Origin of the sequence: Granulicella sp. S190 (genome assembly GCF_009766095.1) — a bacterium.
Classification (GTDB): Bacteria; Acidobacteriota; Terriglobia; order Terriglobales; family Acidobacteriaceae; genus Edaphobacter.
This window is the reverse complement of the sequence record NZ_LMUD01000009.1, coordinates 42,500-57,625: the sequence shown is the minus strand read 5'-3', so window position 1 is coordinate 57,625 and position 15,126 is coordinate 42,500. Positions and strand designations below refer to the sequence as shown.

Here is a 15,126-nt window from a genome sequence, read left to right as displayed (position 1 = left end):
AGCTGACCGCATCACCTTCACACGTCGAGTCGGTTGGACACGGCGACTCGCCCGTACCATAAGCCGGAGTCCTTGATCGTTCGCTTCTGACTGCGAAAATCTGTGTAGATCAGCCCATACCGTTCGGTATAACCCTCTGCCCATTGGAAGTTATCGAGGAGAGTCCAGGCATGATACGCGCGGACTCGCGCTCCGTCGGCGATGGCGCGCGCTAGTTCCGCCAGCACTTCTCGGTACCACTGGAGGCGGCGTGTATCTGGTACGCGGCCCTGTTCGTCGGGGCTGTCAAGATACCCGCATCCACTCTCGGTGATTTCGATGATCGGGTGGTTGTAGTCTTTTGAGATCTGGGTGACGAGGTCATAGATTCCACGCGGCCATACTTCAAGGCCGGAGTCGGTAAGCGGCCCCTCGGTGGGCATCGCGGCACGGAAGCGCGTGTACGGATCGCGGCCGCCTGGTGAGTTGCTCTCAATCTCAGTGCCGCTGAAGTTGCCGCCGCCAAGAAACTTCTCCTTGCTGGCATCCGCGACAATACGTCGCGTGTAGTAGTGAAAGCCGACCCAGTCAAGCGGCGCATAAAGCAGTTTTTCATCGCCCACTTTGAACCCCATCATCTCGTACGGCGGCTCTCCGACGAACGCCTTCGGGTAGCGGCCATGCATGGCTGCCTCAAGGAAGAAGACATTGTTCATGGCGTGGTATCGAGCGGCAGCTGCGCGGTCGTCTTCCGAGTCAGTCTTGGGATAGGCGGGGGCCATCTCATAGGCGCTCCCGAAGGTCGCTTGAGGAGAGGCTGCTTTCACTGCGCGGTGCGCCTCGGCCTGGGCAAGCGCCAGGGTGTGCGCTGCTTTCAGAAAGTCGCTGAAGCTGCTTCGGCAAGGAGGCGCGGCACCCGCGGCATAACCCATGAAGGCTATCGCCCAGGGCATGTTGAAGGGTGCCCACACTGTGATTCGATCCCCGAGATGCTTGGCGAGAATGCCCGCATAGTCTGCGAAGTAGTTAGCCAGATCCCGATTGGGCCAGCCACCGCGATCTTCGAGTGCCTGGGGAAGATCCCAGTGGTACATCGTGCACCAGGGGCGGATGCCTGCGGCAAGCAAAGCATCGACGAAACGGCTGTAGTGGTCGAGCCCCTTCATGTTCGGGGCACCGACGCCCGTTGGCTGAATACGCGGCCAGGAGATGGAAAAACGTTGACTCTTCTGGTTGAGGCGCTTGGCCATTGCGATGTCTTGCGCATACAGGTGGTACTGATCGCAGGCAACGTCGCCCGTCACGCCGCCTCTTACCTTTCCAGGCGTATGGGTAAATCTGTCCCATATCGATTCGCCTTTGCCGTCCTCGTTCCATGCGCCTTCAACTTGGTAGGAAGCTGTGGCAGTGCCCCAGAGAAAGCCTTCGGGAAAACGGGCTTCGTTGACGAGCGAGTCTGGCACGCTGCCGGGAATCTGGGCGGTGGAAAAGGTATCAGCGGCGTAGCCAGAACGGGGAGAGAGAGCGACGCCCGCTGCGGCGGCTATAGAACAGGTTGCGAACTCTCGACGGTTCAAGTCTCTCTCCTTTATGCCGACTTGTATGCATGTTCTCTTCGCGGCGGTCGTTTGGATGTTCGATGTCCGATGTCCGGATGATTGTCGCACTAACCGGGCGAATCGCATTCAGTTCGTTGGCGCAGATCCCAACTCCTGAAAAACACACGCACAGAGAAAAGCCACGAACTGGAGACTCTCATCGTCTCCCATCCGTGGCTCTTCTAAAATCTAGATCCCGCTGAGCTCTCTACCGATCCTTGCTCGCGAAAGAGCTGAAATCATCTCGCTGCGTACCGCTCCACTTGGCGACAAGAAGCGGGAGAATCACCATCATCGAGAACGCAATTCCTACATAGAAGGTCTGCATGGGTGATCCTTTCCGTTGCTGCTTGTTCTGTGCTTGCTGATAGTAAGAACGCTAACGGCAAACGAATGGATGCCCGCCCGGAAACCTTATTTGTTCGAATTAGAAATCAAAGCCAGAATGCATCAAATATGGCATTTTATGGGGCAACCTTATCGTTCTAGGCCATCGTCGCTAACTGGCGATTCCCAAAATAAAGTGGAAAACTGTGGCGTACTTTTAGCCCCCAAAAGTACGTTGTTTCGCAACCACCTCAGCCACACACACCACCACAAACACACCATCAAAACACCATGCCGAAAACCCTCTTTTTCCCAAAGTACCCCTCAAAAACCCGGCAAATCCACAAAACCGTCACCGAACCACCATCCCGGAAAAAAACTGCAAAACCCGTGACATAAAATAGCGCCATATGCCCATCGACCTGAATGCCACGCTGGCCGCCTCCGACCCCGAAATAGCCGCCCAGATTGAAAACGAAGTAAAGCGCCAGCACGAAGGCCTCGAGATGATCGCCTCCGAAAACTTCGTTAGCCGCGCCGTCTTGGAGGCCGCAGGCACCGTATTCACCAACAAATACGCAGAGGGATACCCCGGCAAGCGCTACTACGGCGGCTGCGAGTACGCCGACGTCGTCGAAAACATAGCCCGCGACCGCGCCAAACAGCTCTTCGGCGCTGACCACGTCAATGTCCAGCCCCACTCTGGCTCGCAAGCCAACGCCGCCGCCTACATGTCCATCCTCAGCCCCGGCGACTGCATTCTCGGCCTCGATCTAGCCCACGGCGGTCACCTCACCCACGGCCACAAACTCAATTTTTCAGGAAAACTCTACAGAATCGTCGGCTACCAAGTCCGCAAAGATACTGAAGTCGTTGACTACGACGAACTCGAAGCCACCGCAATCCGCGAAAAACCCAAGGTAATCGTAGGTGGAGGCAGCGCCTACCCGCGCCAGTTCGACTTTCCCCGCATGCGCGCCATCGCCGACAAAGTAGGCGCCTACTTCATGGTCGATATGGCTCACTTCGCTGGCCTCGTCGCCGGTGGAGCCCATCCCTCGCCCGTCCCCCACGCCCACATCGTCACCACCACCACCCACAAAACCCTGCGTGGCCCGCGCGCCGGTATGATCCTTTGCAATCAGGAGTTTGCCGCAGGTGTCGATCGCAGCGTCTTCCCCGGCCAGCAGGGCGGCCCACTCATTCACATCGTCGCAGCCAAAGCAGTGGCCTTCAAAGAGGCTCTGGCACCGGAGTTTGCGACCTACGCAAAACAGGTAGTCACCAACGCAAAGGTCCTTGCGGAAGCGATAGCTGCAGAGGGTTATCGCATCATCTCCGGCGGTACCGACACCCACGTTATGCTCATCGATGTCTTCCAGAAAGGAATACTCGGCTCCGAAGCAGAACATGCGCTGGGAGAGGCAGGAATCACCGTCAACAAAAACGCCATCCCCTACGACACTAACCCTCCCATGAAGCCCAGCGGCATCCGCATCGGAACTCCCGCACTGACTACGCGAGGCATGAAAGAGCCCGAGATGCGCCTCATTGCAGGCTGGATCGCTCAATCCCTGGAGCATCGCGGAGATCCCATAAAGTTGAGCAACATTCGCTCGCAGGTACTCGAGATGGCGGAGAAGTTCCCTCTGTACAGTTGGCTGCGACTCGAATAAGCTTCCTTTCATCAACCGGCTAACGACATGGCCACTGTTCGCGGGGCCAGCAATTCGCAGTATAGTTTTTAAGGGGAAAGACAAACCCAAAGCCTTGCGACAGGGCGTCCAGACGAATCTATAAGCGCATGTCTCTGCGGACGTCTCCTGACCTTCGAAGGAAAGGGAAGTATCATGGCGATGCAAATGATGACTTGGCTGATCGCCATCCCCCTGCTGGGCCTCGTAACCGGCCTTCGGACGATGACTGCGATGGCAGTCCTCAGTTGGTTCGCCTACACGGGCCATCTTTCGGTCGACGATAGCTGGGCAGCCTGGAGCGGTAAACTCGTGACCGCAATCGTCTTCACCATCCTTGCGCTAGGTGAATACATTGGCGATAAGTTGCCGAACACACCCAGCCGAACTGCACCCTTTCCCTTGATTGCAAGGCTGATCTTCGCTGGTTTAGTTGGTGCAATTGTGGCTGCCGGCCTTGATGGATCAGGAGTAGAAGCCGTCATTCTTTGCGTTCTGGGAGCCTTGGTAGGTGCCTTCGCAGGCTTTCTTATTCGGCGGGAGATCGTTGTGTGGCTGGGTGGCAAAGACTGGCCAGTGGCGCTTGCCGAAGACTTGAGCGCGATCATCTGCGCTGTTCTGGCCTTGGGCATTATTACGGGATAGTGCCGTCGACTCGTTTCGTCAATACAGTTGCAGAGATTTGCGATCTCTCCAAAGAGCAAAAGATCTGGCGAAAGCTAATTTTGTCAGAGTAGGATATCGAGTACCGTCGCGTACGGGGGCTCAAACCTGCCGGTCATTCTATCTCTGACTAGCATCCCGAGGTAAAGGCATGAATAAGAACATCACACGAATTGTGCTGACGATTCTGATGTATGCAGGAGTTGCTGTCTTCCTCTTTCCCTACTTCACAGGAAGAATTACTACCGGAATCCTCTTCATGATCATAGGGGCCGGAGCTACGGTGCTCTTTGGAATTCTTCGCTGCTACCTTACGGAAGGTGACTGCGGACGGATTCCACATCACAGTCGCGACTGGTAATCATCCGAACGGCCATTGTCTTCCTGCGAACCGCCAGAGAAGACTCGGAGAGATTATCCGAAAGTAAATCTACTTTTCTCAGTGATCACCTCTTCAAAACAGGGCACTTCCGCATCACACTATTCAGCTCTGTTAGGGAAGAGGAAGAAGCTCTATGCTCACGCCTGTGCTTATCAGCGTCATCGTCACTTTGATCGTTGTTGGCCTACTGCTTTATTTGATCGGCCTCATTCCGATGGACGGAACCATAAAGCAGATCATCCGTGTCGTGGTGATCATCGCCGTCATCATCTGGCTTCTACAGACCTTCGGTCTGTTAGGTCCGCTCGGCTTTCACCACCACACATAGCACCTGCCTTTATCATTCCCTCAGGCAGAGGCCGCAAGTGCGGCTGAGCGCAGCCATGTCTCCATCACATCATGCCCAACGACGCCAGCCTGCTGCTTCACAAGCTTCCCTGCGGAAAAGACTGCGAAGTTAGGGATGCCGCGAACCTGGTATCGCGCAGCCAGTTGCTGCTCCTTGTCAGTATCAACCTTCAGCACTATGGCACTCCCGGCCATCTCCCTCGCGGTACGTTCGACCTCGGGAGCCGCAGCACGGCAAGGACCGCACCATTCGGCCCAGAAATCCACCAGCACGGGGACACGAGAACTTTGAATAATCTCGTCGAAGAGCGTGGCGTCCACCTGTAGGGGGCTGTCAACAGCTGGCAACGAGCTCTTGCACGCGCCACAACGGCCAGTATCAGAGAGGTGATTAGCGGCAATACGATTTTTTTGGCCACATTGCTTGCAGCTTCGAATGACAGGCATCGGCATCTCCGGCGTTACATTCTTTAGATGAGTCATCCCCCAATTCGGTCTCATGACGGGCCATCCAGAGAATACAAAAGAGTCTTCGCAACCTTGCAACGTGACTCCTGAACAAGGAGCTATGGAGTAGTCGCAGCCTGAATCGAGATAGCTCGGGATACCTTCAATTCCCTGCGAATCCCCGGACCATGCATCACGACGTCCAAGGTGTACATCCCTGGATCCATTCCCGGTGTGTCCAAAGACATCTCCACGTAAGCCAGATAACCCGAGCCTGAGTCCACTCGGAAGGATGTTTCCTTTTCAGCCGTGATTGGACTGACATTGGATCGAAGAATAAACTTCGCAGTCCAGCTATCCGGCCCATGTTTATCCAGTTTTTCAGAAGGATAGATTCGTACAAAGGCATGAAGCCGGTCGGTGGAGGCAAACCTGTCTGACGCCTCAGGCTTGATACGGCAATCTATCGCACGCATAGGATCAACAGTGGGGTGAAGTTGTGTATCGTCAGAGGTATCGGTATGCCTCCTTCGCAAACCATCTACCGAAGCAGGTTGTTCGCGGCAAGATTTCCCTATGATCAGGCTGCTGTATTCAATGGCCGTCTGCCGGGGAATATCCACGGCGATCTTTTCCTCGGCGGAGGCGAAGACTCTTCCGTTCCCATCGTGCACAGAGATCCGCCATAGGTACTGTCCTGGATTGAGATGACCGTCCCTCTCCCAGGAGAGGCGGTGCCCATCCCATCTCGCCTGGACCGCCCGCTCCATAACGGGGGTTGAGAGTGTGAGATCATCCACGGACTCGACAGTAAACAGCTTATCGGGGCCACGTCCCGGGCCGGTCCATTCAATGAGAGAAGTCATTGGCAGCACGGGCTTCAGTCCCGAGCGCACGGGGAAGTAGTCGACGTGCTGAGTGATGCGAAAGTCCGGCGAGGTGATACGCCGCTCAGTAGCCTTTCGCACCTTATCCACCAGTGCCTTCGACAGAGTCTCCTGGTCTCCCTCTGACGCGATACCTACCGGAATCACGTCCATAATGGCCACGCGGAAACTCTGGCTCGCCGGTTTGATCACAACGGATGGGATGCCGAGATCGCGATCATGCGGCGTCATATCGAAATCTAATGACCACGCACCATCAAGATCACGATGAATCTTTGCCGCTAGATCATTCAACGAATTAGCGAAGCCGCCTTGTGTGTCCTGTGCAGCCAGCATCATCGCGGAGTTGCTGGCTGCAGCGCCATTCAAGGCATTATTGAACGCGGGATCCACTCGCATGTTGCCGGAGGGCACGCTGCCGAGCCTGGGGCCGTTGGTGCCGGGAAGATTGATCTGTGCCGGTCGGTCCTCTGCGGCATCCCCAGACGGGGCAAAAGCATCGGGTCCTCCAACATTAGCAATGTAGATGTGCGCGCCGACATGTCTGGCAATCTCTTTCAAAGCGTCGGGTCCGCCATAAGCAAGGATTTGATCGTTCATGCCGTACATTGACCCTCGAACTGGGTTCATTGCAAGGATGACTTTCGGCCCGTCAAACCGCTGCATCATGGCGATAGCCTCGCCAGCCTTAGTCATCCAACTGCCATCCCATCGTTGGTTGGATGGAAGGATTTGATCGCCTGCATACTCAAATGGCTCAACTGTATTCGCCACAAGGTTGAGATTAAGCAACAGCTGAGATCTACCGTCGGTGAAGGCAGTTAGCTTTGCATTTGAGTCGAAGATCCCAACTCGCCACGGTAAAAGCTCCTCGGGTTGCTGTGTGAAGTATTTGATAGCTTCACGCACACCGATCGAATGAACGATGGGCTGATTAGGCGGAAAGACTAGAAGAACGAGAGGAAGGAGAATCTTCGCATCCGAATCGCCAGGAGCGTGCAGACGGCCTTTACGTGGCGTACCGTTCACGAGCAGCTCATACTCGGTGCGCTGCAGGTCGGCAGGCGTACCGTCTTTATTGACGATTTTGAGAGAGATGCTGGCTTTCTCTGCGGTAGAGAACCCGTCGCGTCGAAGCATGTCGAGATCGCGATAAAGCGGAGCTGATGGCGAAACCGGTTCAGCGGGCCGCATCGCAGGCGGCGGAGTTGTTGGATTCAGCGAGCCTGACGGCATTGGCAACACCGGTGCCGATTGCCCCCAGACAGCACTAGTGAGAATTATCCAGGCTGCAATCGAAAAGCGCATTGCACGCATCGTGTCTCCGCCAGCATCGTTCGAGCTTCGCGGACAAAATTATATGCCTCGCTCCATAGAAGACTCAGGCTCGTCGACGATAGCGAATCGAAAACTCATAACTGGGATTAGGAGGAAACAGTCGGGCTACAAGGCGGAGCCGGTCAGCAAGCGCCAACGGAGCGAGCAGCGGGTACTCCCGCTCCCGAAGTTCAGAGTAGTCGAAGTCTACTGAGAGCGAGAGCTGGTAGATCGCGACCGCGTCAGAGAAGGCGGCCTCAAGAAAGGCAGTTTTAGCCTTTTCGTCGATCACCGGTTTGCCGTCGATTCTTTCCGTCTTGCCCCCCAGAGCCAGACCGCGGTTCTCCCAGGCGTCCTGGCTCGTCTCCCCTCGGACATCGGCGAGAGCTTGTCCCCAGACAAGTTGGTCAAAGGTCTGTGGAACACCGATCGCATCAACAAAAGCATGGCCAACGTTGATAAAGAACTCGAAAGCGAGCGCAAAGCGATCTCCCAGCAAGCGGGTCGAGATAAAGACCGCCTCTGTCCCATCATGCGTTACGTTGCGATGGCAGATCGCCTGGTCGCCAAGTTCGGGCGTATAAGCCGGGGCAACCATGGTGGCTTCGCTTCCTCTTGTCTCGCTCAATGCCAACGGGACAAAGTAGTAAGTTTTGCGCGAAATCGCACCCGCTATGCCGATCGGCACGGCCTGAACCATGCGCTCAAGGTCTTGATCGTCGAGATTGTTATCGCCGAACGCGGCGTAACGAATCCCATTCGGAGCCTGCCGCGTCACTGCTTCGCGGATCACCTGTGCGGCCTGGACTAACTCGCTTTGAACACCTTCTGCCATAAAGCAGTATTCTACTGGTATGGAGCAAGCATCGCAGAACGGAAGCACGGCCTCGCCTCGAACTTTTGGCGCCGGCTATCTCTTTGGTATTCCTCTGGGTGACCTTGGTTGGTTCACCAGCCTGTTGATGAGCTTTGCATTGGGATTTGCGGCCTTCTTCGCGGCGACCTTCTGCGCCATCGTGGGCATCCTCTTCTACAACACCACAACGCGGCATGCAGTCGACTTCTCGCTCACTTACACGCGGGTCGGACTTCCGGTTGGTCTGCTCGTCCTATTGGTGACATTGTTCTATCTGGGGACTCTGTGGGTGCGCAGGCAGCTTCGCAAGAGCTGAAGTCCCTCTTGAAAGTGTGTAGTGCAGGGATAGAACGTTCTTTAAAGCATTCGTCTCGTATGTAATATCTGCTATTCTTCGCTCTCAAAACAATTTCGGGAGGACCACCAAGTATGTCATTCGCTCGTGTCTTTGTGCGTTGGAGCTTCTACACGGCAGCCGCTGCCAGCCTGGCTGTTTCTTCTCTAGCTGCCGATAAGAAAGTCAAAGAGGCCGCGACTGAGACACCCTCCTACTACGGCCCTCAGCCAACCACTGAGAACATCGATCTGACAATGTATGCCCGCATCCGGGAGGAAGGTTTTAAGCACTCTCATGTCATGGAGTTTGGAGGTGCCCTGGCCGACGGAATCGGACCGCGTCTTACCGGCTCGCCGAATATGGCAAAGGCCAACGCCTGGACTCGCGACACTCTGACGAAGATCGGCCTCGAGAATGCGCACTTGGAAGACTGGGGCGAGTTCGGCATGGGCTGGCAGCAGATCAACACCTGGGTGCGGATGGTCTCGCCCGATCCCGAACCTCTGTGGGCACAGGCTGCGCCGTGGTCACCGGCAACAAATGGTCCAGTCACCGGCGAAGTGGTCTACATGAATGTGCAGGAGATGGGCGATCTCGAAAAGTATAAGGGAACGCTGAAGGGAAAGATCGTTCTGCTGGGTGCCTCGCGGCCAACTCCAGACATCACGGAGCCTCTCTTCCGGCGCTACACCGACGCAGAACTTAAAGAGATGGAAACCTATGAGTCGCGTGGTGGTCGCTTTACCCCCGGCTCTCCTGAATTCGCAAAGTTTCTCGCCGATCGTATGAAGATCGCTGAGATTCGCAAGGCCGCGTTGAAGATGATGGCCGAAGAAGGATCCTTGGCTGTCCTCACCCCAAGCCGCGACGGCGGCAGTGGCGGCGGCACTGGAATCATCTTCGACGATAACGGAGCGAACCTCGCCCGTGATGCGCAAAAGAAAGAAAACGCAGTCACCATCCCCAACGCCGTCATGATGATTGAACACTACAATCGCCTTGCTCGCTTGGTTGAAAATCACGTTCTCGTCTCGCTTGAGCTGAACATCGAAACCAAATTCACCGGCGACCACGAGCATGGCTTCGATACCGTTGCGGAGATTCCCGGCACCGATCCCAAGTTAAAGGATCAGGTCGTCATGGTCGGGGGGCATCTTGATAGCTGGATCTCCGGCACCGGTGCAACCGACAACGGAGCAGGGTCCATCGTTGCGATGGAGGCCGTTCGCATCCTGAAATCACTGGGCATCAAGCCGAAACGCACTATTCGCATCGCGCTCTGGTCTGGCGAAGAGCAAGGTCTATTCGGCTCGCAGGGATACGTCAAACAGCACTTCGGCACCTTTGCCGAACCAAAAGTTCCCGAACCTGCGAGTACACCGTCCTTTTTGCGCCAGCACGGTGCTTTGTCCACCACCAGGGAGTGGGAGACTTTGGACGCCTACTACAACCTCGACAACGGAACCGGTAAGGTACGCGGCATCTACACCCAGGAGAATTGGCCGATCGCTTCGATCTTCAAACAGTGGATCGCACCGCTCGCCGACCTCGGTGTGACGACAATCTCCTATCGAAACACCGGCGGCACCGATCACCTCTCCTTCGATGCAGTAGGTCTACCCGGCTTCCAGTACATCCAGGATCCCATGGACTACGAGACGCGAACCCATCACTCCGACATGGACACTTACGACCGTCTCCACGCGCTCGACCTCGAGCAGGCTGCGGTTGTTGAGGCAATCTTCCTTTACAACACCAGCGAACGCGAAGCCATGATGCCGCGTAAGCCGTTCCCGCATCCGGAGCTGGAGAAGCAGATGACCGTGCCCATTCCGGGAATCTACCCTAACGCGACTGCTGCTGCGAAGTAGCCCGCAAAGCCGCCACGGCAAAAGACAACCCCCTCCGCCAGGAGGGGGTTGTCGCTTAAGATGTCTTTCGTCGTCAACTTAGTGAACAGCTTTTCGTCGAAAGCAATCGGGGCTGTGGTCATTGACCATACCGACAGCCTGCATCCACGCGTACACAATTACGGGACCGACGAACTTGAAACCACGCCTCTTCAAATCAGCAGAGATCTCCTCGGAAAGGGGAGTCTTTGCCGGAACCGGTCCGTGATTCTGAATCGGCTTATTACCAGCTATATTCCAAACGTAAGCAGAGAAGTCCTCTCCAGCATCGTCCATAGCCTGGTAGATACGTGCACCGTTGATCGTCGCCTCAATCTTCGCACGTGAGCGAATGATGCCCTCATTCTGCAGTAACCGTTCGATGTCTACCTCTTTCATGCGCGCCACCTTCTTCGGATCGAAGTTGTGGAAGGCCTTTCGAAATGCCTCTCGCTTACGCAGTACGGTGATCCATGAGAGCCCAGCCTGAAAACCGTCTAGCATCAGCGCCTCCCACAGCGCACGGCTGTCGTGCTCTGGAACTCCCCACTCCTCATCGTGATAAGCGCGCATCAACGGGTCATGATCCGCCCACAAACAGCGAGTGATAATGCCATTCGTTTTAGCCATAAATTGCCTACTCCGGAGATTTCAAAGTTCGCGAATCACGATCCGCAAAGCAAAGGTAGCATTCGTTTGAAGCACTGTACTTGCGTTGAGCTTAAATCCAGGCACTCAACAGCCGGCCCGCGCTGCCCAGAACCCTCAGCGAATCGGCGCGGTCAGTAAAGTAGCGGGTATTGATCTCAGTAGAACCCAAATCTTCAATTGCGCGAAAGTTCCTGAGCTCACCCGCAATCTCAGCGGGTGTGAAGAAGAGCTGAAATGGCTCCCCAGCCTGTTGAACTCGCGAAGCAAGCGAGTCGTGGGCCAGTTGTTCAAAGAACGGCAGAACAGAGCGAGGTTGAGCGTAGTCCAGAACCACGGCACTCCCGGCGGCCTGGCGGGAGACAAAGGCAATCGTGCCACGAAACGCCTCGAGCGTAAGATACGGGACTACTCCCAACCATGCGAAGACCGTGGGCACCAGCGAATCGAATCCGGCAGCCTGTAGTTGGGTAGAGAGTGACTGCTCTTCGAAGTTCACCGGAACATAGGCCACCTTCTCCGGGGTAGCCAGGCTGGCACCTTCCATAAGCTCCTGCTTCCACTGCTGCGTTGCGGGATGATCCACCTCGAAGACGTGAAGCTGAGGATAGGGATTGCGATGGGCGAACGTGTCCAGGCCCGCGCCAAGCAAAACATACTGTCGAACACCAGCGGCCACAGCGCCAGCGAGAATGTCTTCGGCGTAGCGACTGCGTGCCACAAGAAAGGCGCGCAAGCCAATAGAAAACGGCCGCTCCTTTCCACCGAGACTGCGGCCCGGCGTACGGCTCAGATCCTCCGCGTAGTCCTTCCCTAGAATAGGAACAGCGATAGGGTCTTCAAAGACGAGAGGCTTAGCGTCATAGAGCTGGTGTGCCGCGCGTCGAAGGGCTACACGAAGTGCGGTACGTGATGGACTCGCTGATTGCACCCCTAAAGTTTAATGGCATCAACTGTCGCTGAGCGAACGATCTTGTTCGCATCTTCTTACGGGTGAAGCTTCTAAGCACCCATCCAGCTAAGCGCCTGAGAAAGGTACTGCTTCATCTCTTTGCGCGGGACGATAGCATCGAGAAACCCATGCTCCAGCAGAAACTCAGAGCGCTGAAAGCCCTCCGGAAGCTTCTGCCGTATCGTCTGTTCAATCACCCGAGGACCGGCAAAGCCAATCAGTGCACCGGGCTCCGCTATATTCAGGTCTCCCAGCATCGCAAAACTCGCGGTGACGCCACCCGTCGTGGGATCCGTCATCACGGAGATATAAGGAATTTTTGCGTCATCCATCCTCGCCAGGCCTGCCGAAACCTTCGCCAGCTGCATCAGCGAAGCGATGCCCTCCATCATGCGCGCTCCCCCGGAGGCCGCAACGATAATCAGCGGATGCCGCGTGGCCAGCGACCGATCCACCGCGCGTGCGATCGTCTCCCCCACAACCGCGCCCATACTTCCCCCGATAAACCCATACTCCATCACGCTCAACACGACGTTATGCGTCCCAAGCTGCCCCACAGCATTGATGATCGCGTCGTTCAGGCCAGTCTTTTTCTGGGCCTCGGCAAGTCGGCGTTTGTAGGGCTTCAGATCGGTAAAGTTCAGCGGATCGGTTGAGCGAAGCTCCAGGTCCACCAGTTCGTAGCCCGGTTCAAGAAGGTTATCGATTCGGGTGCGGGCGTCGATTCGAAAGTGGTGGCCACAATGCCAGCACACCCGCTGGTTAGCCTCAAGCTCAGCCTTGAATAGGATCTTGCCGCAGTCAGGGCAGCGTATCCACAGGCCTTCGGTTCGAACCGTCTTCTCCGAGTCGTTTACGATCTCGTTATCTTCGCGCTTGAACCAACTCATCCTTGCATACCCTTTCGGCCACGGCCCTATTCATTGTAACGACTGAACAGGATGCGTGGTGGGTTGGTGATTGAGTTCGACTCAGAGCGCTTCGGCGAGACGAGAGTAGAGGCCGGCATGATTGGTCTCATACAGAACCAACAGCCGCTGACGCATCAGGTAATACGACGAGGCCACTTCTTGCAGGTAGAACGGAACACGCATCCGCTGTCTGCCCAGGAAAGTCGCCAGCATAATGCGGGTCACGGCGCGGCGCAGTTGCATTCCATCGCGACGCATACGCTCGGCGATGATGATGCCTTCATCGAAGTTCCACCGTTCAACGTAGGAGGCAAGCGCGACAAGGATCCGGCCGTTCTCGCGCATCCGCTGCACGCCTTCAAGACCGCCCATCAGAATCCACATCTTCTGCGGTTCCAGGTTGAGAGCATCTCTCTCTGGAACAAGGTGGTTCAGTGCCACGGTCATCACGCCATTGGACTCAACAGGATGGAGCTTTGCTACCAGCTCATCCCAGGTGCATGCGGCCAGACGTTTCGCCGTTATATAGGAATGCAGAAGGGCACAACCTAACAGAATAGTAACCAGTGCGGTAATGACTATAGGTAACATAGGGGTTACGCTTGATCTCGGCTGCGAGTGACCTGCTGAAGATCGTACTGCACTCGGCTATGAAGCGCAACGAGATAATTCTTCATCTCATCGGAAAGTGGCGCACGAGCCCGTTCCGGCTTCCAAAACGCATAAATCCAATACAGCAACACCGCAACATACAGAAAAGACGGGAAAAGCTGAACGACTCGATACTGCTGTGTCCAGCCGAGGAAAATACTGGCTAAGTCGCTCACTGCTGAAACGAACGCCCAAACCGTCAATCCTTGCGCCAGCGCCATAACATGATTACGCCACTCCAAGCCTAACCTGTTCGAAGCAAAGAGCATCGCAAAAAAAAGCTCGCAATCCAATAGAGCCGTAAACAGATCTCCGCGAATCTCCCAGATCCCCGCAGTTGAACCCGGTGGGGCCTTGATTGCTAGACAGAGTCCTACAGCTACTGCTGTTCCTACTATCCCGGCAAGCACAAACGAACTGCGCGCATCGCGAACCCAAGTGCCAGTGGGTCGCAAGACATTTCGGGCAATCTCAAATATCAGGCCGAGTTGGAAAAGAACATCCCCGTAGTAGATGAACCAATATCCAAATCGATAAACTCTCGCTGAACTGTAATGCGTGATTAGAAACATTCCGATAGAAGTAAAGGTCATGAACGCCACAAAACAGGTGAAAATCGAGAAACCGATCCACCGTCGTCGCCATAGCAGCACGATCAGTAGGGCGACAAACCCGATAAAGTTTGCCGCCCATATGATTTTGTCTAACGTCGTGAAATTCATTCCTGCCTCGAAGGCGTATTCGGAACGATCTTACAGCCCTAAGACGGATAGCACGATACTTGCGTAATCACCCAAGGAAAGAGAAACGGAAAGTACCGTAGGATGTGGGAGACCGCCAGACATATTGGCGAACATGGGGGTAACGGTAGAGAAGAGGACAGCGGCGGTGAGCGCGAGATTACGGATCGACTTGTTCATGGGGAGGCTCCTATGGGCGCAAAGGTGCGCTCTCACAGCGTAGGCCTTTTGCTCCCTTTTCGAGTAAAAAACACGCACGAAAATGCCACAAAAGCTCTATCTATTGTGGGATGGACGACAATCGCATGTTCCCTTATATCGGCGTCCGGCAAGGTAAATTCAGTGTGCTCAAGAGTAGAACGGAAGATCCTCATCGAGAGGAGCATCAAGCACTCGCCTTATAAGAAAAGACCTGGGCGCTTTCGATGGAGACACCGGCCATCTGAAAAAGGCGGCGAAGCACAAAGGCTCGCCGCCACAAGTTTTCTAATACTGGAGTG

Annotated in this window: 16 protein-coding genes and 1 pseudogene; 6 read left to right on the top strand and 11 right to left on the bottom strand. The window is 55.5% G+C overall.

Annotated features, from left to right (window positions below):
• Positions 1–17 precede the first annotated feature (17 nt).
• A complete protein-coding gene (locus tag GSQ94_RS04105) occupies positions 18–1,556 on the bottom strand; it encodes a glycoside hydrolase family 1 protein (protein WP_158942051.1) in 1,539 nt (512 codons plus the stop codon).
• A 758-nt stretch (positions 1,557–2,314) separates the two neighbouring features.
• On the opposite strand from GSQ94_RS04105, the gene glyA reads away from it, so the two are divergent.
• The 4 genes from glyA (at position 2,315) to GSQ94_RS04085 (ending at position 4,971) form a co-directional block, all read left to right on the top strand.
• Positions 2,315–3,580 carry a serine hydroxymethyltransferase gene (glyA, locus tag GSQ94_RS04100; protein WP_158942050.1) on the top strand — a complete coding sequence of 422 codons (1,266 nt, stop codon included), beginning with the start codon at positions 2,315–2,317 and terminating at the stop codon, positions 3,578–3,580.
• Between the two features lie 174 nt (positions 3,581–3,754).
• Entirely contained in the window at positions 3,755–4,243 is a 489-nt protein-coding gene (locus GSQ94_RS04095; RefSeq protein ID WP_158942049.1) for a DUF4126 family protein, read from the top strand.
• Positions 4,244–4,412: 169 nt separating this feature from the next.
• Entirely contained in the window at positions 4,413–4,622 is a 210-nt protein-coding gene (locus tag GSQ94_RS04090; protein WP_158942048.1) for a hypothetical protein, read from the top strand.
• Positions 4,623–4,776: 154 nt separating this feature from the next.
• Complete coding sequence (locus GSQ94_RS04085) at positions 4,777–4,971, top strand: Thivi_2564 family membrane protein (RefSeq protein ID WP_174240881.1); 195 nt, start codon at positions 4,777–4,779, stop codon at positions 4,969–4,971.
• A 20-nt stretch (positions 4,972–4,991) separates the two neighbouring features.
• Here the strand turns inward: GSQ94_RS04085 and trxA are convergent, their stop codons facing one another.
• From trxA to GSQ94_RS04070, 4 genes and pseudogenes are all read right to left on the bottom strand, one after another.
• Entirely contained in the window at positions 4,992–5,339 is a 348-nt protein-coding gene (gene trxA / locus GSQ94_RS04080; RefSeq protein ID WP_254063642.1) for a thioredoxin, read from the bottom strand.
• Positions 5,340–5,354: 15 nt separating this feature from the next.
• Positions 5,355–5,438 (bottom strand): annotated as a pseudogene (locus GSQ94_RS21770) (thiol reductase thioredoxin); the annotation flags it as partial.
• A gap of 119 nt (positions 5,439–5,557) precedes the next feature.
• On the bottom strand, positions 5,558–7,642 hold the full coding sequence (locus GSQ94_RS04075; RefSeq protein WP_158942047.1) for a hypothetical protein: 2,085 nt from the start codon (positions 7,640–7,642) through the stop codon (positions 5,558–5,560).
• Between the two features lie 64 nt (positions 7,643–7,706).
• Positions 7,707–8,477, bottom strand: coding sequence for a hypothetical protein (locus GSQ94_RS04070; protein ID WP_158942046.1), 771 nt, complete (start codon positions 8,475–8,477; stop codon positions 7,707–7,709).
• Positions 8,478–8,496: 19 nt separating this feature from the next.
• Here GSQ94_RS04070 and GSQ94_RS04065 point away from each other — a divergent pair, with 19 nt between their 5' ends.
• Together GSQ94_RS04065 and GSQ94_RS04060 are read left to right on the top strand one after the other, a co-directional pair.
• Entirely contained in the window at positions 8,497–8,814 is a 318-nt protein-coding gene (locus tag GSQ94_RS04065; RefSeq protein ID WP_158942045.1) for a hypothetical protein, read from the top strand.
• Between the two features lie 113 nt (positions 8,815–8,927).
• Entirely contained in the window at positions 8,928–10,706 is a 1,779-nt protein-coding gene (locus tag GSQ94_RS04060) for a M20/M25/M40 family metallo-hydrolase (RefSeq protein ID WP_158942044.1), read from the top strand.
• 78 nt (positions 10,707–10,784) lie between these two features.
• On the opposite strand, the gene GSQ94_RS04055 is transcribed toward GSQ94_RS04060, so the two are convergent.
• The 6 genes from GSQ94_RS04055 to GSQ94_RS04030 form a co-directional block, all read right to left on the bottom strand.
• A complete protein-coding gene (locus tag GSQ94_RS04055) occupies positions 10,785–11,354 on the bottom strand; it encodes a DNA-3-methyladenine glycosylase I (protein ID WP_158942043.1) in 570 nt (189 codons plus the stop codon).
• A 91-nt stretch (positions 11,355–11,445) separates the two neighbouring features.
• Positions 11,446–12,303, bottom strand: a complete 858-nt coding sequence (locus GSQ94_RS04050; RefSeq protein ID WP_158942042.1) for a class I SAM-dependent methyltransferase — start codon at positions 12,301–12,303, stop codon at positions 11,446–11,448.
• A gap of 71 nt (positions 12,304–12,374) precedes the next feature.
• Positions 12,375–13,214 carry an acetyl-CoA carboxylase, carboxyltransferase subunit beta gene (gene accD / locus GSQ94_RS04045; RefSeq protein ID WP_158942041.1) on the bottom strand — a complete coding sequence of 280 codons (840 nt, stop codon included), beginning with the start codon at positions 13,212–13,214 and terminating at the stop codon, positions 12,375–12,377.
• A gap of 81 nt (positions 13,215–13,295) precedes the next feature.
• Positions 13,296–13,682: a hypothetical protein gene (locus tag GSQ94_RS04040; RefSeq protein WP_158942040.1), complete on the bottom strand. Its 387-nt coding sequence runs from the start codon at positions 13,680–13,682 to the stop codon at positions 13,296–13,298.
• A gap of 149 nt (positions 13,683–13,831) precedes the next feature.
• The gene (locus GSQ94_RS04035) at positions 13,832–14,608 is read right to left on the bottom strand and encodes a hypothetical protein (RefSeq protein ID WP_158942039.1); all 777 of its coding nucleotides are present in this window, start codon (positions 14,606–14,608) and stop codon (positions 13,832–13,834) included.
• Between the two features lie 30 nt (positions 14,609–14,638).
• Complete coding sequence (locus GSQ94_RS04030; protein WP_158942038.1) at positions 14,639–14,806, bottom strand: hypothetical protein; 168 nt, start codon at positions 14,804–14,806, stop codon at positions 14,639–14,641.
• Between the last annotated feature and the right edge of the window lie 320 nt (positions 14,807–15,126).